This is a genomic window from Actinokineospora spheciospongiae (assembly GCF_003182415.1).
In the GTDB taxonomy this organism is placed as follows: Bacteria; Actinomycetota; Actinomycetes; order Mycobacteriales; family Pseudonocardiaceae; genus Actinokineospora; species Actinokineospora spheciospongiae.
On record NZ_QHCP01000003.1, the window covers coordinates 1 to 17,920 of the forward strand.

Here is a 17,920-nt window from a genome sequence, read left to right on the forward strand (position 1 = left end):
GGGCATCGCCACCCGCTACGACAAGACCGCCCTGTCCTACCAGGCCATGATCGACCTGGCCACCCTCACACTCTGGCTTTGAGGACAGGCCCTAGGGGCCCGCGAACCCCTTCACCAAGGACAGGTCCCACCACAGCGCGCCGGAGCGCAGGTCGTCCACAACGGACCGCAGCCACTCGGCCTCGGCGCGCCGCAGGGCCAGTGCGTATTCGTCCTCCAGCACGAAGATGCGCGGCAGCGGCGCCATCTCCGCCTCGGTCGCGGCGATCTCGGCCTCGACCAGGCCGCGTCGGGTGGTCAGGCAGGTGGCGACGTCCTCCGGGGTGAGGATGAGCATCGAGGCGAGGGCGGCGGGCATGTCCGGGTACTCCGCGGCGGGGGTGGACAGCATCTCGCGCAGCCAGGTGGTGGCGATGGCGTTGCAGCGGGCGGGTGTGGAGGCCGTGGTCCACGAGGCCTACGACCGCGGCGCGGACGGGGTGGGCGCGTTCCTCAACCTCGCCCCCAACGGCATGGACGCCCTGCGCGTCCTGGACCTGCACGAGGTGGTCGGCGAGGCGGGCTTCGCGACGCCGACCATCCGCCTGTTCCTCGGCGAGCACCGGCGGCTGCGCGAGTTCAGCCTGGTCGGGGCGCGCACGGACGGCCTGACCTCGATCACCCTCAACCGCGGGGACCTCTACGCCCGCCTGCGCGACGAGGCCGTGCGCCGCGGCATCCTGATCGAGTACGGCAAGCGCCTGGTCGGTGCGGACCCCGACGCCGACGGGGTGACCGCCCGGTTCGCCGACGGCAGCACCGACCGGGGTGACCTGCTGGTCGGCGCCGACGGCCTGCGGTCGGTGGTGCGCACGCTGATCGACCCGGGCGCGCCGGACGCCCGGTACGTGCCGCTGGTCAACACCGGGGGGTACGTGCGCGGCGTCGACATCGACACCGAACCGGGCGTCACCCGGATGATGTTCGGCAAGCGCGCCTTCCTCGGCGTGGTCGGCGCGCCCGGTGGCGAGGTGTGGTGGTTCTGCAACGTCCCGCAGCGGCGCGAGCTGTCCCCCGCCGAACTGGCGGCGATCTCGCCGGGGGAGTGGAAGTCGCGCCTGCTCGACCTGTTCGCCGACGACGGTGACCTGCCGCGGCGGGTCATCGGCGGGACCGAGTCACCGATGCTGCCGTGGAACACCTACGACTTCCCCCGGGTGCCGACCTGGCACCGGGACCGGATGGTGATCATCGGTGACGCCGCGCACGCCACCTCACCCGCCGCGGGCCAGGGTGCGTCGATGGCCGTCGAGGACGCCGTCGAGCTGGCCCGCTGCCTGCGCGACCTGCCCGTCGAGGCCGCGCTGACCGCCTACGAGGGCGCCCGGCGCGCCCGGGTGGAGAAGGTCGTGGCGCACGGCAAGCGCAACGGCGACCAGAAGGGCGTGGGCCGGGTGGCGAAACTGCTGCTGCCGCTGGTCTTCCGGCTCATGCCCGACCCGGACCTGCGCTGGCTCTACGACCGCGAGACCCCCTGGGAGGCCCCGGCCCGCTGAACCCGCGCGTTCGGCCCGATGGGGGTGGTCGGGCCTGCCAGGATGGGTAGGTGAGCCAGCAACCGCCGTACCCGCCGATGGGGTACCCGCCACCCGGCCACCAGCCGCAGCCGTACCCCCAGCAGCCGTACCCGCCGGGGCCGTACCCGCCGCCCTACCCGCAGGGTGGGCCGTATCCGCCGCCGGGTCATCCGATGCCCCATCCCGGGTACCAGCCGCAGCCGAGTGGGATCACCGCCGTCCTCGCGGTGGTGTTCGGGTTCCTGTGCCTGGGGGCTTCGGCGTGGTCGATCGTGTTGTTGGTGCAGCCGCTGGTGGGCGGGTGCGGGGAGTCGTGCTTCTACGGCCCCGTGGGCGTCGCGCTCGTCACCGAGGTGGTGTCGAGCCTGCTGATCCTGATCGGGGCGATCCTGTTGCTGGCGCGCAAGACCGCCGGGGCGATCCTGCTGGCGGTGGGCGGGTTCATCGTCGTGGTGCAGGCTGGGATCGGCGTTGTCATGGCCCTGACCTACGGGGTCATGCCGTTGGTGCCCGTCCTCGGTCTGCTGGTGGCGTTGGCGATGGTGGTGTGCGCGCTGTTGCCGCCGACCTTCGCCTACACGCGCAAGCGGGTGGCCACCGGGTACCGCCCCTACTGAGCCCCGGTCGTCGCCCGGGTGATCGCGGCCTCCACCGCGCCCACCCGGTCGGCGAGCAGGCCGACCGCGCCGACGGCCCGGCTCACCGCGTCGGCGCCGTCGCCGCCGAGGGCGCGTTCGCGCAGGTAGGCGGACTTGACCTCGGCCCAGCGCGCCGCCTGGGCGGGGGTGAGGCGCCCGCGCAGTTCGGCGAGCTTGAGCAGGTTGGCCTCGGCGCCGCTGGTGAGGGTTTGGGCCTCGCCGCGGTAGTGGTCGTCGAGGAGGGCTTCGAGTTCGGCGTCGTTCATCACCGGCACGATGCGCTCGGCCAGCTTGTTCATGTTGCGGTAGGAGCCCTGGAGGCCGAACGGCGGTTCGGTGCGCGACGAATCGGCCTGGGCGGCGGAGGCGATGTAGGCCCGGTTGTTGGCCAGCACGACCTCCTGCACCCGCAGCAGCTTCGCCAGCACGGACACGACGCGCTCCACCTCGACCGCGGAGTACGGGTGCGCCAGTTGGTCCGGGCGCACCGAGTCGTCGCCGCGGGCCATGCGGACGAACAGGCCGATGTCGCCGCGGTCGCGGGTGGACAGCGGGGCCAGCACCGGGTTGGAGGTGAGGGCGTTCTCCACGTAGCTGAGGGCGAACAGCTCCTCCCGGCCGGAGAGCACGTCGCCCAGGTTCCAGACGTCGGCGCGGTTGGCGAGCATGTCCGGGACCCGGAAGCGCTGGCCGGTGGAGGTGTACGGGTTGCCCGCCATGCACACCGCGAACCGCTTGCCGCGCAGGTCGTAGGTGCGGGTGCGGCCGTTCCAGACGCCCTCCATCCGGCGCTGGGCGTCGCACAGGGAGATGAACTTCTGCAGCAGCTCCGGGTTGGTGTGCTGGATGTCGTCGACGTAGAGCAGGGCGTTGTTGCCCAACTCCAACGCGAAGTTGATCTTCTCCACCTCCTGCCGGGCGGTGGCGTCGGGGGCGTCGGCCGGGTCGATCGAGGTGACCGCGTGGCCCAGGGCGGGGCCGTTGACCTTGACGAAGACCAGGCCGAGCCGGTTCGCCACGTACTCCATCAGCGTGGTCTTGCCGTAGCCGGGCGGGGAGATGAGCAGCAGCAGGCCCATCTGGTCGGTCCGCTTGCCCTCGCCCGCCGCGCCGAGCTGCTTGGCCAGGTTGTCGCCGATCAGCGGCAGGTAGACCTCGTCGAGCAGGCGGTTGCGGACGAACGCGCTCATCACCTTCGGCGCGAACTCGTCGAGCCGCAGCCGCCGCTTCTCCTGGGCCACCAGTTCGGTGCGGGTGCGCTGGTAGGCGCGGAACGCGGGCACCCGGTTGGTGCGGAAGGCGGCGGTACGGGCCAGGAACTCGTCCAGCCGCAGGGTCAGCGACCGGTCGGTGATCCGCGGGTGCGCGCCGAGCAGCCCGTCGACCGTGGCCGTCAGCGCCGCTGAGGACTCCTGCCTGCTCAGCGCGTCGCCGGTCAGCTCGAGGGCCACCGCCTCGGGCAGGTCGACCGCGGACACCTCGGTGGTCGTGGCGAACGCCTCGTACCAGGCGGTGACCAGCTCGAACCGGGCCGCGAGCCGGTCGCCGTCGGCCAGGGCGGCCAGGTCCTCGGCGAACCGGCGAGCCGACTCCGCGCCGAGCGAGGCGTGGAAGCGATCCACTATGGACACCGCAGTGGCGCCGGTGGCGAACTCCGGCCCGGAAGCCAGCTCCTCCACCAGGTACTCCCCTGCGGCGGCCAAGTCGACCGCGGGCAGCCCCTCGGCGGTGAGGAACCCGCCGATCGCCGCGCCCAGCTCACGGTGCAGCCCGGCCAGCGCGGGCACGGTGCCGAACGCGGCCCGCGCCCGGACCAGCGACGCCGCCCGCACGGTCCACCGCCGCCACGCCTGCTCGTCCGCGCCGAACACCCGGTAGAGCTGGGCGGCGGCCCTGGCGTCCGGCGGGAAGCGCAGCAGCCCGGCGGCGGTGTGCAGCCGCAGCAGCGCCGCCAGGATCAGCGCGGCGTCGTGGTCGTGCACCCCGCGCTCGTAGGCCTCGTCGTAGCGGGCCTCGGCGGTGCGCCGGACCAGGTCGAGCAGCCCGTCCTCGGTGACCGCGGCGGCGTGCAGCGCTTCGTGGTCGGCCTCGGCCAGGATCGACGCGGCCAGGTGCTCGGCCCGGTACACCCCGGGCGTCTCGGAGACGACCACCTGCTCCCAGAACTCCCGCGTCGCGGCGAACCCCGGGGAGTCGACCGGTGCCCGGTAGTCGGTCCCGGTGACGGCGAAGGCCATCCCGCCGTCGTGCGGCACCACCGTCAGGTCGAGCGGCTGGGTGTTGACGGCGAACGCGTGCGCGCCGAAGCGCAGCGTGTCGCCGCCGTCGCCGTAGAGGTCCAGCCGGTCGCGCAGCGCCCGCCCGGCCTCCTGCCGGGCCGCCTTGACCCGGCCCAGCAGCTCCTCGGCCCGCACCTGGTCGCCGAGCGCGCGCAGGTCGTCGACGACCGAGCGCAGCTTGGCCACCATCGGGTCGGCGGCGAAGTAGGTGTTGACCTCCTCCAGCGTCGCCAGCGACGACACCCGGCGCCGGACGCTGCCCAGCACCCGCTCGGCCGAGTCCACCAGCCGGTCGGCGCGACGCGCCCGCTCGTCGAGCAGCGACTGCTTGCGCGCGGAGAACGCCTCGTAGACCTCGGTCCGCTTCTCCCCCAGCCGGGCCAGGAAGTCGTCGAACTCGGCGAAGCGCGACTCCAGGTCCTCCAGCGACAGCAGCAGCCGCCCGAGCTGCGCGTCGCACCGGTCCGGGGTGTCGGCGACCGCCAGCGCCCCGGTCACCGACTGCCCGAACAGGGCGAACTCGGCGGCGAACCCGGCCCGGCCCTCGGTGGCCAGCAGCTCCGCGCGCCGGGCCACCAGGGTGGCGCGGGCCCGGTTGACCCCGCCCAGGACCTCGCCGACCTGCTCCAGGATGCCGGTCCGCGTGGTGGCGTCGGCGATGTCCAGGGTGCCCACGACCTCGGTCAGCACCTCCAGCCCCGCCGCCTGCTCGGCCAGCCGCTCGTGCACCGGCGCCGCCGCGGCGGCGGTGGCGATGCCCGCCGCGTCGGCCACGAGCCGGTCGACCCGCTCGTGGTACCCGGTGAACGCGTCCGGCCCGCGCAGGAACTCCACCGCCCGCCTGCCCGCCGCCCCCAGCTCCGCCGCCAGCTCCTCGGCCAGCGAGTCCACAGCGGACAGGTCGACGTACCGGGTGTCGCGCAGCCCCACCACCCGGCCCTGCGCCCGGCGCAGCCCGGCGAGGGTGCCCACCCACGCGTCGGCGGACCTCGGCGCCTCGGCGCGCACCACCCGCACCAGGGCCGCCACCGCCTCGGCCTCGGCCGCCAGCGCCTCGGCGGCCTGCCGGGTCAGCGCCTGCACCGCCTCGAACTCGTCGAGCACCTGCTCGGCGGTCGCGCGGACCTCCGACAGCGGCGTGCGCAGGTCGTGCAACCCCGGGTCGCCGAGCCAGTGGTAGTGGTCGAACACCCGCGCGCAGGTGGCGATCAGCGCCTCGAACACCGGGGTCGACGGCGCCATCTCGCCCACGAGCTGGGCCACCGACAGCGCGTCGGAGATGCCGCGCACCAGGTCGGCGTTGCCCACCCGGTCCAGCGGCCCGTCGCCCACCGGCTGCGCGGCGGCGTGCGTGTCGGACAGGAACGGCGTCTGCCACACCTGCATCGGGTGCACCCGGGTCGGCTCCTCCGACGCCGCCCGGAACACCACCAGCGTGCCGTCGGCGAACAGCGAGTACCCGTGGCAGACGATCGGGGTGGCCACCTGCTTGCGGATCACGTTGTAGGGCAGCAGCAGCGTGCGGCCGTCCTCGCGGGCGTGGAACGCGTAGAGCACGTCCTCGCCGTTGGGGGAGCGGATGACCCGCTCGTACTCCAGGCCGGCCACGTCGGTGTCGAACGTCTTGTGCGCGCCGGTGGCCAGGTGGTAGCCGCCGGGGAAGATGATCCCCTGGTCCTCGGGCAGGCGGCGGCACGCCTGGCCGATCCCGTCGAGGCGGACCACACCGCGGGTGCGGGTGTCGAAGACCAGGTGCCGCCAGTCGGTCTCGTTGTAGGGGCGGACCTTGAGCAGGATCAGCGACCCGACCTCGGCGTGGAGCACGTCCGCGTCGGCCAGGCTCTGCAACGGCTCGGCGACCGGTTCGCTGTAGACGCCCTCACCGGTCTCGGTGTTGTTCTCCACCTTGACCGTGAGGTCGCCGTGCACGGTCTCGACGAACACCTTGCCCAGGATCGAGATGTGCGGGAACCGGCCCAGCACGTGGTCGTCGCGCGTGGTCGGCACCCACTCGAAGTCGTGCGAGGCCGGGAACACGTGGTCGCGCTCGCCCCGGTTGTCCTCGTAGGCCACGGTGCCGTCCGGGGCGACCTTCCAGCGCAGGACCTTGGTGTCCTCGGTGCGCGGCCCGGTCTGGAAGACGGCCAGCAGCTTGCCGTCGACGTGCCGCAGTTGCAGCAGCCGGGTCTCGCGGTAGTAGCGGTACAGCTCGGTGAAGTCGCGCCGGAAGCCCTCGTCGGACAGCAGCCCGGGCACGTCCTCGGCGGTGCCCGCCTCGAACCGGAACGCCTCGCCGTCGCGGGTGAACCGGTGCAGCGAGAACACGTCGTCGACCGAGGTCTCCGGCTTCAACCCGATGAACACGTTGTACCCGAACAACATCAGCCCACCCGCGGTGCTGTTGCCTCCAGCGCCTGCGGGCACGGCAGTGATGTCGCGCGGCACGCAGTTGTTCTCGGTCCGGATGCGCTCGGTGCCGATCAGCCGCAGGTCCGCCCCGCCGAACACGGCCAGGCGCTCGGCGTTGAGCGCCTCGGCCCGGCGGGCCAGCTCGGCGGCCTGCTCGCCGAGCCGGGCCCGCAGGACCTCGTAGGTCCCGGCGTCCAGGCTCGGTGCGGCGGGCGCGCCCGCGGGGGCTTCGGTGCTGGTCACGGGGCTACTTCGCGGCGGCGAGGGCGGCCACCGACTGGTCGGCCACGCCGAGCCTGCGCGCGTGCGTCAGCAGCTCCTTGAGCTTGCCCGCCTCCGGCCCGTTGGTGTCGATCAGCCGCAGCAGCACCGCCGACACGGTCAGGTTCCGCACGTCGTCGGTGTCGATCGAACCGAGGACGCCGCGCAGGTCGTCGGTGAAGCTGCCCGACCCGTCCAACCACGGCCCGGCCAGCGACCGCGCCACGTCCGAGTGGTCCACGAACCCGTCCACGGCCTTGCCCAGGCCGACCGCGCCGACCACCCGGTCGAAGAACATGGTGTCGCCGCCGACGATGTCGATGTCGGCCTTCTCCAGCCCGGCGGCCAGCACCTGCGCCTGCCGCTCGGCCACGTCCCGCTGGGCGGAGATGCCCGCGAGCCGGACCTCCTTGTCGGTCTCCACCCGCAGCCGGTACTCCTCGTGGTCGCGGGTGGCGGCGTCCATGGCGGCCATCGCGCCCGCCTTGTCCGCCAGGCCCTCGGCCTCGCCCTTGAGCTTCTCCTTGATCGACTCGGCCTCGACCAGCGCCTTCTCCCGCGCCACCGCGGCCTCCGCCCGGCCCACCTTCTCGATGGCGGCGGCGTCGCGCTCGCGCACCTGCACCTCGGCCAGGCCCTTCGCCGCGGCCTCGGCCTGCGCGCCCTCGGCGAGGCGGATCTTGGCCCGGGTGTCCAGCTCGGCGCTCTGCTGGCGCGCCTCGGCCAGGGTCAGCTCCTCGCGCGCCCGGTGCTTGGCGGCGGTCTCCGCTGCCTCGGCGGCCTTGATGTCCTTGACCAGGTTCTCCTGCGCCTGCGCCTCGGCGGCGATGATGGTCGACTCGCGCAGCCGCTCGGCCTCCTCGACCACGCGCAAGCGCTTGATCGCCTCCTCCTGCTCGGCCACGGTCTTGTCCACCGCGATCCGCTCCCGCACCACCTCGGCCACCGTGCGCTTCTCGCCCTCGACCTCGCGCTCCTTGGAGATGCGCGACAGCTCGGTCTCCCGCTCGCGGGCGATGACCTCCAGCAGCCGGTCCTTCTCGATCCGCTCGGTCTCGATGGCGATGACCCGCTCCCGGTTCTTCGCCGCCACCGCGATCTCCCGCGCCTGGTTCTCGCCCTGGATGCCCAGGGACTCCTCGGTGCGCAGGTGCGCGGCCTGCGACTTGAGCCGCTCCTCGGCCTGCACCTTGTGCGTCTCGGCCTCCTCGCGGGCGCGCAGCGTCTCGATCTCGCGCCGCTGCTTGATCTCCGCGTCGGCCTGCCGCCGCTCCAACTCCAGGATGGCCTCCCTGGCGTCGACGTTCTGCCGGGTGATCTCCTTCTCCTCCGTGCGCGTGTACTCGTTGGTGCGCACGTGCTCGATGGCGGTCAACTCGGTGATCTTGCGGATGCCCTGGGCGTCGAGGATGTTCGCCGCGTCGAGCTGCGACAGCGGGGTCTGCTCCAGGTAGTCGATCGCCGCGTCCTCCAGGCTGTAGCCGTTGAGGTCGGTGCCGATGACGTTGATGATCTGGTCGCGGAACTCGTGCCGCTTGGTGTAGAGGTCGACGAAGTCCAGGTGCTTGCCGACGGTCTTGAGCGCCTCGGAGAACTTGGCGTTGAACAGCACCTGCAGCGTCGCCTCGTCGCTGGCCCGGTCGGTGCCGATGGCCTGGGCGACCTTGATGACGTCCTCGACGGTCTTGTTCACCCGCACGAAGAAGGTGATCCGGATGTCGGCGCGGATGTTGTCCCGGCAGATCAGCCCCTCCCGGCCCGCCCGGTGGATCTCGATCGTCTTCACCGAGATGTCCATCGTCTCGGCCTTGTGCAGCACCGGCAGCACCACCGCGCCGGTGAAGGTCACGTCGACCTTCTTCACCTTGGACACGATCAGCGCCTTGCCCTGCTCCACCTTGCGGAACATGCGGGCGATCGTGAACAGCACGACGAGAACGACGAGCAGGATCACGCCGAGCAGCACGCCCAGCCCGGTCGAGATGGCGTCCATGCGGTCCAACCCCTTGCGGTTTCAGTTGATCGGGAAGTCGAGGTCCACCGGGGCGACCCAGAAGAACTCGCCCTCCGGGTCGTAGTCGTGGATGACGGCGGTGCTCCCGGCCCGCAGCGGTTCGGTGCCCGCCTGCCGCACCTGCACGATCGCCGAGGAACCGTCGGCGGCGGTGACCTCCGCCTGGCCGAAGCCCAGGTCCACCCGCCCGGTCCGCACCACGCAGAGCAGGCCGACGAAGTCCGAGCGGGTCGGCGCGAGCCGGTCGTCGAACAACCCGCGCAGCGGCACCACCACCAACCGGGTCAGCACCAGCGCCACCAGCACCGCCACGACCAGCGTCAGCACCGACAGCGCCGCCACCGCGACACCGGGGAACCCGCTGCCGGACAGCAGCACGGTCCCCACCAGGCACCCGAACCAGGACAGCGAGATCACCAGGCTCAGCGCCACGCTGATCGGCACCCCACCCAACCCCAGCCCGTCGAGCGTCTCCGCCCCGGCCCCGTCCACCCCGTCCAGAGCATCCACATCGGACAAACCGAACGCGACGAACAGCCAGTAGCCGACCACGACGAGGAGCAGGAAGGTGAACAGCGCGGCCGGGAAGCTCAACGCGGCCACGACGAACTCGCGCACTGGTCTCCTCCACCCTGCTGCCCTTGGGCCGGAACATACAAGGCGGGCGGGCGCCCCGGAGGCGTTTTGGCGCAACCCCCCGTGGGCGCCGCCCCCGGAAGGCGCACCGCTCCGGGCGGTGTTCACCGAGAGCGCCGACGCGGGGAGGCGGTGGCGTCGAATCGGGTGAAACCGCGGACATTTCGGTTCCCGGCGCCGCCGCCGCCATATCCTCGGTCATTCGAGGTGGCTCCGGGGGGTGTCATGACGGGTGCGGGACCGCGGTCCGGCAGCAGCGACAACCGGATGTCTGGCACCGTCAACGGGAACCTGCTCCAAGCCGCGGAGGTCCACGGCGACGTCTACCTGGCCGGACCGACCCCGAGCCGCACACCCCCGTACCAGCTTCCCCGGCCGCCGCGGCACCTCGCGGGCCGGGAGCGGGAGCTCGGTGAGCTGGACGCCCTGCTCGGTACGGTCGACGCCGTCGTGCTGCGCGGTCCCGGCGGGGTGGGCCGCTCGGCGCTCGCCGCGTTCTGGCTGCGCGCGGTGGCCGGGAAGTTCCCGGGCGGGGTGCTGCACGCGGAGCTGACCCACCCCGGCGGTGAGCCGCTGCCCGCCGAGGACGTGCTCGGCCGGTTCCTGCGCGCGCTCGGCGTCCCGGCCGACGAGGTGCCCGCCACCCTCGCCGAGCGCACCGCCCTGTTCCGGTCCACCACCGCGCTCGAGCCGGTGGCGGTCCTGCTCGACGACGCGGTCTCCGCCGCGCAGGCCCGGGTGCTGCTGCCCGCCGCCCCGGGGAGCCTCGCCATGATCACCACCAGCCAGCCGCTGCTGGGCCTGGTGGCCTCGGGCGCGGCCGTCGTCGCGGTCGGGCCGCTGGCCGACGCCGGGGCGCTGGAGCTGCTCAGCGGCCACCTCGGCGCCGAACGGGTGGCGGCGGAGCGCGGCGCGGCCGAGGAGGTCGTGGCGCTGTGCGGCGGCCTCCCGATCGCCCTGTGCGTCGCCGCCGCGCTGATCCGCGCCAGGACCCGCCGCACGATCGCCTGGATGGCCGACCGGTTGCGCGACGCGCGGGGCCGTCTCGACGTGCTCTCGGGAGAGGACGACTGCTCCGTGCGCGCCACCTTCGACCTCGCCTACCGGGACCTACCCGACCGGGCCAAGGCCGTCTACCGCGTCATGGGCGTGCACCCCGGCGCCCTCGTCCCCGCCGAGTTGGCCGCCGCGGCGGTGGACCTGCCGGTCGAGGATGTCGCCGAGGCGCTCGACGACCTGGTCGAGGCGTGCCTGGCCGACGAGGTCGACCGCGGCTGGTACCAGCTGCACGGACTGGCCCACGTGCACGCGTCGTCGGTGCCCGCCGAGGACGCGAAGCGGGCGCGCACCGCCCGCGCCCTGGTCGACTGGTACCGCGACGCGGTCCGCCGGGCTGGCGACCTGGTCTTGCCCGCCCGCCGCCACGGTCCGCCGCCGCCGCGCGCCGCGAGCGACCCGGCGGGTGCCCTGGACTGGCTGGACCGGGTTCGCGGCGACCTCGGCCCGGTGCTGCGGCTGGCCCTCGCCCACGGCCTGCACCATCACGTGATCGACATGTGCGATGCGCTCAAGGGCTTCTTCATCGTGCGCAAGCATTACGTTGAGGCGATCGAAGTCTACGAACTCACTCTCGTCGCCGCGCTCGCGACCGACGACCTGACCGCCGAGATCGGTGTGCGCAGGCGCCTGGCCAGGGCGTTCAGCAGACTTGGGCGCGCGGCCGACGCCGAGGGGCAGGTGCGAGCGATGATCGCGTCTGCTCAAGCCCACGACGACCGGCGTGCGGTGGCGAAGGCGCATGAGAGCCTCGGCCTGCTCCACCGCGACCAGGGGCGTACCGAGGCGGCGGTCGAGCAGTTGGAGATCAGCCTGGCGATGGTGCGCACCCAGGACAGACCTCGCGGCGAGGCGCTGCTCCTGCTCGAACTGGGCATCGTGCTGACCGAGGTCGACGTCGATGCCGCCCTGGCACGACTGGTCGCCGCCCGCGCCGCCCTGATCGTGCTGGCGACACCGGACGAGTACAACGCCGCGCGAGCCGACCTGGCCGAGGGCCGGATTCGCCTCCACCGCGGGGAGGTCCAGCAGGCGGGTGTGTTGCTGCACCGCGCGCTGGCGGCGCTGACCGCGCACGGGGCCACCCGCGAAGCCGCGAACGCCCACCTCGCCCTCGCCGACTGGGCGACCCGGGCGGCCGATCCGGACGCCGCCCGGTGGCACGCCGGGGTGGGCGCGGACCTGCTCGGCGGGCCGGGCCGGGCCGGCTGAACCGGCCCGGCCCACCGGCACCGGCTCAGGCCAGCCGCCGCACCGGGGGCAGTCCGTGCCGCGCCCGCACCCGCGCCAACCGAGCCGCATCCGGGTGGCGCTGCTCGTCCGGACCACCGCCGACGGCCCAGCCTGCGGTCAGCACCGCGTGTCGCAGCGCGTCGACCGGATCACCCGACGCGGCGTAGTGGTGCGCGAAGGAACCGACCAGCGTGTCCCCCGCCCCGCTGGTGTAGCGAACGCCCCGGGGCGTGCTGGGGCGCACCCGCCACACCGATCGCCCGGCGCGTACGCCCACGACGGCCCCGCCCGCGCCGCACCCGACCACGACGACCTCGGTGCCATGCGCCGACCACACCGCCCGCACCCAGGCTTCCGGTGTCGTCGGCAAGCCCTCGTGCGAGCAGGACAGGACGTGCGCGGCGGCCATCCAGTCCCGGTTGTGCGCGCTGTCGACGGCGTCGACGACGTGTATGTCGGTGATGAACGGGATGTCCCGTTCCACCAACACCGGGATCAGCAGCCGGGTGAAGGCGATGTTGCCCAGCACCGCCAGGTCGCAACCATGTTCATTCACAAGGGACGCGAATTTGGCGGCCGGGTAGGCCAGCCGGGGCGTGGACCGCAGGTCGGTGGTGTTGTGGCGGCCCCCGGCATCGTCGTAGAGCACCAGCGCCCGCGGCTGCTCGTCGCACTCACGCGCCCCCGGTCCGTGCAGCCCGACCGCGCGCAGCTCGGTTTCGACCAACCTGCCGAGCGGGTCCGCGCCGACGTAGGTGGCCAGCGCCACCCGGGAGCCCAGGGTTCGCGCGGTGTGCGCCGCGGTGAACCCGCTCCCGGACACCCGGACGTCGAGGCCCCCGGGCAAACGCCTGCTCGACAGCAGCCCCGCGACGCCGCCGGTGAGCGGACAGACCATCTGCACGTTTGCCACGCCCGCGACCACGATGTCAGCCATCACGCCCCCTCCGCTCCGCCGAGGCCGATCAGGTACGCCGTCCGGAGGAGTTTCTCGGCGGTGAGCCGGTCGATGCCGCGTGGCCGGGCGGCGCGCAGGCCCACCAGGAACCAGTCGCCACCGTCGCTGCGCACCCCGCAGCCCAAGCAGCCCGGATGCCCGGTGAGGGTGTCGAGCACCCAGGACCACCCCGCCACCGGGTTGCCCGCCTCGCGCAGCAGCAGGTCCGCGCTCTGCCGGGTGCCGCGCGTCGCGCCGTCCCAATCCACCAGCAGCGCGGACCGGTTCGCCGGGGGTTCACGCATGGCGGCGACCCCCCAGTTCCGCGGTCGGGACCGGAACGGGGTCCGGCCTGCGGTGCCGTCCCGGCATCGGCGCGTCGAGCAACCCGTACAGCCGTTCGCGCAGGACCCGGTGCGCCGCACCGGGCCGCGACGTCAGGTCCTCGACCACGCGCGCGCCCAGCGCCGGGTCCAGCGCCGCGGCCGCCCGGTGCAGCTGCGACCGCGCGGTGCGGTCGGTGCGCCACGCCGGGGCGGTGGTGCCGATCCGGTGCTGCGGGGACCCGGCCGCGGTGTTTCGGTCGCCGCCGGGCACCGGGAGCACGGATCGGCCGACCGCGGCGGCGTAGACCATGGTGGAGCTGGGGTCGCCCACGACGTGGTCGGCGGCGATGACCGCGGGTCGCCAATCCCGCTCCGGTTCGACGAGCACCAGCCCGGCCGCCCTGGCCAGCCAGGCCCGCACTTGCCGGGGGCCGTGCGCGGACCAGACCGCGGGGTGGATCGCCGCCGCGACCAGGAACCGCCGCGGGTCCAGCTCCCCGGTCAGCCGGGAGAAGATCCCGGCGTCGCGGGAGAACAGCGAGTCCGGGCCCCACGTGGAGGTCACCACCACCAGTTCCTGGCCCGCCGCGAGGCCGAACGCATCGCGGTAGGCCTGCCGGTTGCCCGCGCTGAGCGCCATCCGGTCGTAGCAGGGGTCCCCGATCACCTCTGCCACGCCCACTGCCTCGGGGCACTGCCGCGCCAGGGTTTCGCGCTGGCTCTCGTGCGAGAGCACCAGCAGGGAGGGCAACACCCTGCCGTCATGGGTGAGCCGCTGCGCGTCGAGGCCGTAGACGGGCCCGTTCCCGTCCAACCTCTTGCCGTAGCTCGCCCCGTGCGGCAGCAGCACCAACGGGCCGTGCAGCTTCTCGACGCCCCCGCAGGAAGCTGCCAGGCACAGGTCGAACCGCTCCCGGATCGCCTGCTGCCACGGGATCACCAGCGCGCCGATCGTCCGCAGGAAGCGCTCGACGCCCCCACCGAGGACATCCGGGGCCCGCGTGTAGACCACCTGCACCTGCGGGTCCTGCTCCACCAGGTCGACCACGTCGAGCAGCCGCTGCCCCGCCACGACCGTGTGCACGGCCACGACCACCTGCTTGCACCCCCTGCGCGTCGCGTACCGGCCGGCATCGATGCCGATCGGTACGGACACCCACTCCTGGTCTGCCATGTTCCGCCCCCTTCGAACCGATGAGACCAGACCACGTTGTGCCGCTCACTGAACAGCCGACTTGCCACCGCCTTGCCGTTCGCTTGCCGTCCGGAAATGGTGGTAACAATCAAGTAACTCCACCAGATCGAACCGGCCTCGGTATCACCCAGCGGTCACACTCGAATCCTGGGAGTGATGCCGACCTGGGGGGCGTTGCCGGTGGAGTTCCGCATTCTCGGTCCCACAACGCTGGTGGTGAAGGGGAAGCGGCGGCACCTCGGGGTGCGCAAGACGCGGGGCGCCCTGGCCGTCCTGCTCTCCCAGCCGAACACCGTCGTCTCCGCGTCGACGCTGGTCGACGTGCTGTGGGGCGAGGAGAGCGGCAGGGAACCGCGCCACCTGCAACCGGTCATCTCCAAGGCGCGCAACGCGTTGTCGGTCTGCGGGCCCGGGGTGGGCATCGACACGACGGCGGACGGCTACCGGCTGCGGATCGGCGACAGCCTCGCCGTGGACCTGTTCCGCTTCCGCGACTTGGTCAACCGGGCCAGGGCCGCGCGCGACGGCGAACGGCTCGGCGAGGCGGCGCAGCTGTACGCCGAGGCGCTCGGGCTGTGGTCCGACCGCCCGCTGCACGAGCTGGACACGCCCCGGGCGCAGACGATGCGCGATCCGTTGCGCGGTGAGCAGACCGCTGCCAGGGTCGCGCTGCACGACATCTGGCTCGACCTCGGCGAGCACGACCGCGTCGAGGAGTCGTTGCGGTCCGCCCTGTTGGGCGAATTGGACGAGCGGTTTGCCGCCCAGTGGATGCGAACACTGCACCAGACCGGCCGAACCGGGGAGATCGTCACCTACTTCCGCACCTTCGCCCACCGCACCCGCCTGGAGGTGGACGCGGAACCCTCGGCCCGGTTGCGCCAGTTGCACGACGACCTGATCGCGCGCGCCAGCGCCGTGGAAGCGCAGTCCGGCAGGGGAGTGGTGGTGGGCCTGCCGCGGGCGCAGGCGCACTTCGTCGGCCGGGGCGAGCAACTGCGCTCGCTCGACCACGCGCTCGCGCCGAACGCGATCGTGGCGGTCGACGGCCCGCCGACCGTGGGCAAGACCACCCTCGTGGTGCAGTGGGCGCAGGCGCGAAGACAGCGGTCGCCGGACACGCTGATCCTCTACACCGACCTCAACGGCTACTCCGTCTCCGCGCCCAAGGGACGCGAGGATGTGCTGGTCGAGTTCCTCCGCGAACTCGGTTCGGTCGACGTCCCCACCAGCCCGGTCGAGCAACTGGCGCACCTGCGCGCGCACATCGGCGACCGGCGGGCGGTCTTCATCCTCGACAACGCCAGGAGCAGTGCGCAGGCCGAGCGGATGCTGGACCTCACCGGCTCGGCGCCGGTGGTCGTGTCCAGCAGGCAGCGCCTCAACGGCCTCATCGTGCGCCGCGGCGCACGGCGGATCACCGTGCCGCCGCTGAGCGACGCCGACGCCGAGGAACTGCTCACCCGGCGGCTGGAGGACCGCGTCACCGCGGACCCCCGCGCCATGCGGGACCTGATCAGGTTCGCCGGTGGGCTCCCCATGGCCCTGCTCATCGCCGCCGAGCAGATCGCCGCCCGCGCGTCGGTGAGCGTGCGCGACCTGGTCGACGAGCTGCGCAAGGAGTCGCGCCTGCTCGACGTGGGCAGCGACGGCCCGGACACCGCGGGCACGCTCCGCACCATCTTCTCCTGGTCGCTCGACGCCCTCGCCGAGCAGCCGCGGCGGCTGCTCACCCTGCTCGGCCTGCACCCGCGCCCGTACTTCTCGGTGGGCGCCGCCGCGGCCCTCGGCGACATGACCAGGGCCGAGGCGGGCGACCTGCTCGACCGCGTCGTCGACGCGGGCCTGCTCGACCGGGACCGGGCGGGCCGCTACCGCATGCACGACTTGATCCACTCGTTCGTCACCGACCGCGTCGGCGGCCCGCAGTGGGTCGACCACCGCCAGACGGCCACCGTCCAACTGCTCGACTGGTACCTGCACGCGCTGGGCGCCGCCCGCGACCTGATCACCCTCGACGCCCACCGGGTTCCCCCGGTCGGTCCCCGGGAGCCGATCGAGCCGGTCGTGCACGGCGACGCGGCCGAGGCACTGCGGTGGTCGGTGACCGAGCACTCGAACCTGGTGGAGGCGACCCGCCTGGCGGCCCGGCGCGGGCACCACCACCACACGTGGCGCTTCGCCGCCTCTTTCAACGACCTGCTCCAGCGCCACGGCGACACCCGCACGGCGATCGAGGTCAACGATCTCGGCAGGCGCGCCGCGAACCTCGTCCGCGAGGTCGAGGGCGAGGCGGGCTGCCTCAACAACCTGGGCCTGACCTACCTGGCGGGCGGTGACCCGCACACCGCCGCGCTGCACCTCACCCGCGCCAACCAGCTGTTCGAGCGCATCGGCAACAGCTACGGCCGCGCCGTGTCCCTGCACAACCTGGCCACCACGCACCTCGAACGCGACCAGCTGGACGAGGCGGCCGCGGCCTACCGCCAAGCCCTGAGCACACTGCTGGAACCGGGCGGGGCGCCCGACAAGGTCTCCTGGTCCGTCGCCCAGGTCCACCTGCGACTGGGGGACCTGCACCTGCGCCGCGCGGAGTACGACCTGGCACTGGCGGAGTACGCGCGAGCCCGCCTGCTCCGCGTCGCGCTGAGGGACGAACGCGGCGAAGCCCTGGTGGTGAGTGCCGTGGCCCGGTTGCACCTGAGCAAGGGCAACCCCGCCGAGGCGATCACCCACGGCGGCGACGCCCTCGCCCGGCACCTGTCCTGTGTGGACCTGGTGAGCACGGTGAACACCCTGTGCCTGCTCAGCACGGCCCACCGCGACCTCGGCGAGCTGCCGGAAGCGGTCGACACGGCCCGCCGCGCGGTGTCGTTCGCGCAGGACCTGGCCAACCTCCGGCTCCAGGCCGACGCCCTGCGCACCCTCGGCCTGGCCCAGGCCCGCTCCGGCTCGCCCACCGACGCCGCCACCACGTGGCGGCGTGCGGCGGCGATCCTCCGGTCGCTGTCCAGTCCTGAGGCCGCGATCCTCGAGTCCTGGGTGGACGACCTGCCGCTCTGACTACCGGTAGAGGTGCGCGATGGCCATGCCAAACCAGTCGACGAAGCACGGAACGGAGGAAATCAGGAGGTGAAACATGATGAGCATCCCTATGTGCAGTGGGCCGAAGCGGCGTTGCCGGATCGCCCGGGGGGTTTGTTGGCGGAATTGAATCACCAGGCATTTCACTCAACGAATCCGGGGTCGCTCCGGCGGGTGACCGCCACATAGGTGAGACTCGATCGCTATGCGGGTGATGCGCTTGCCTACGTTAAAGTTGCGACTCGACCGGGTGAGAAGTTCCACACCCTGAACCGTCACATGATCAACTTTACCGG

General features: G+C 72.9%; 11 protein-coding genes. 4 read left to right on the top strand and 7 right to left on the bottom strand.

The annotated features are described in order from the left end of the window. Positions 1–91: 91 nt before the first annotated feature. Positions 92–358: a hypothetical protein gene (locus DFQ13_RS07475; protein ID WP_110079346.1), complete on the bottom strand. Its 267-nt coding sequence runs from the start codon at positions 356–358 to the stop codon at positions 92–94. Between DFQ13_RS07475 and DFQ13_RS07480 the strand changes: the two genes are divergently transcribed. Both DFQ13_RS07480 and DFQ13_RS07485 read left to right on the top strand, forming a co-directional pair. Beyond that, positions 330–1,535: an FAD-dependent oxidoreductase gene (locus DFQ13_RS07480; protein ID WP_233438316.1), complete on the top strand. Its 1,206-nt coding sequence runs from the start codon at positions 330–332 to the stop codon at positions 1,533–1,535. The genes DFQ13_RS07475 and DFQ13_RS07480 overlap by 29 nt on opposite strands. Positions 1,536–1,729: 194 nt before the next feature. Then, entirely contained in the window at positions 1,730–2,173 is a 444-nt protein-coding gene (locus tag DFQ13_RS07485; RefSeq protein WP_181399886.1) for a hypothetical protein, read from the top strand. Here DFQ13_RS07485 and DFQ13_RS07490 read toward each other — a convergent pair. The 3 genes from DFQ13_RS07490 to DFQ13_RS07500 are packed head-to-tail and all read right to left on the bottom strand — an operon-like array spanning position 2,167 to position 9,775. Next, on the bottom strand, positions 2,167–7,125 hold the full coding sequence (locus tag DFQ13_RS07490; RefSeq protein ID WP_110079349.1) for a DNA repair ATPase: 4,959 nt from the start codon (positions 7,123–7,125) through the stop codon (positions 2,167–2,169). The two genes, DFQ13_RS07485 and DFQ13_RS07490, sit on opposite strands and share 7 nt — an antisense overlap. 4 nt (positions 7,126–7,129) lie before the next feature. After that, entirely contained in the window at positions 7,130–9,136 is a 2,007-nt protein-coding gene (locus DFQ13_RS07495; RefSeq protein ID WP_110079680.1) for a flotillin family protein, read from the bottom strand. A 21-nt stretch (positions 9,137–9,157) separates the two neighbouring features. Beyond that, positions 9,158–9,775, bottom strand: coding sequence for a hypothetical protein (locus DFQ13_RS07500; RefSeq protein WP_110079350.1), 618 nt, complete (start codon positions 9,773–9,775; stop codon positions 9,158–9,160). 285 nt (positions 9,776–10,060) lie between these two features. Here DFQ13_RS07500 and DFQ13_RS07505 point away from each other — a divergent pair, with 285 nt between their 5' ends. Beyond that, the gene (locus DFQ13_RS07505; RefSeq protein WP_146241155.1) at positions 10,061–12,061 is read left to right on the top strand and encodes a hypothetical protein; all 2,001 of its coding nucleotides are present in this window, start codon (positions 10,061–10,063) and stop codon (positions 12,059–12,061) included. A 25-nt stretch (positions 12,062–12,086) separates the two neighbouring features. On the opposite strand, the gene DFQ13_RS07510 is transcribed toward DFQ13_RS07505, so the two are convergent. Genes DFQ13_RS07510 through DFQ13_RS07520 form a run of 3 tightly spaced genes read right to left on the bottom strand, consistent with a single transcriptional unit; the run spans position 12,087 to position 14,519 of the window. Continuing rightward, positions 12,087–13,019: a carbohydrate kinase family protein gene (locus DFQ13_RS07510; RefSeq protein ID WP_110079352.1), complete on the bottom strand. Its 933-nt coding sequence runs from the start codon at positions 13,017–13,019 to the stop codon at positions 12,087–12,089. Further along, complete coding sequence (locus DFQ13_RS07515) at positions 13,019–13,324, bottom strand: hypothetical protein (RefSeq protein WP_110079353.1); 306 nt, start codon at positions 13,322–13,324, stop codon at positions 13,019–13,021. Before DFQ13_RS07515 ends, DFQ13_RS07510 begins: the two co-directional genes overlap by 1 nt. Beyond that, complete coding sequence (locus tag DFQ13_RS07520; RefSeq protein ID WP_110079354.1) at positions 13,317–14,519, bottom strand: hypothetical protein; 1,203 nt, start codon at positions 14,517–14,519, stop codon at positions 13,317–13,319. The genes DFQ13_RS07515 and DFQ13_RS07520 overlap by 8 nt, the downstream gene beginning before the upstream one ends. 177 nt (positions 14,520–14,696) lie before the next feature. Between DFQ13_RS07520 and DFQ13_RS07525 the strand changes: the two genes are divergently transcribed. After that, the gene (locus DFQ13_RS07525) at positions 14,697–17,603 is read left to right on the top strand and encodes an AfsR/SARP family transcriptional regulator (protein ID WP_110079355.1); all 2,907 of its coding nucleotides are present in this window, start codon (positions 14,697–14,699) and stop codon (positions 17,601–17,603) included. Positions 17,604–17,920: the final 317 nt, after the last annotated feature.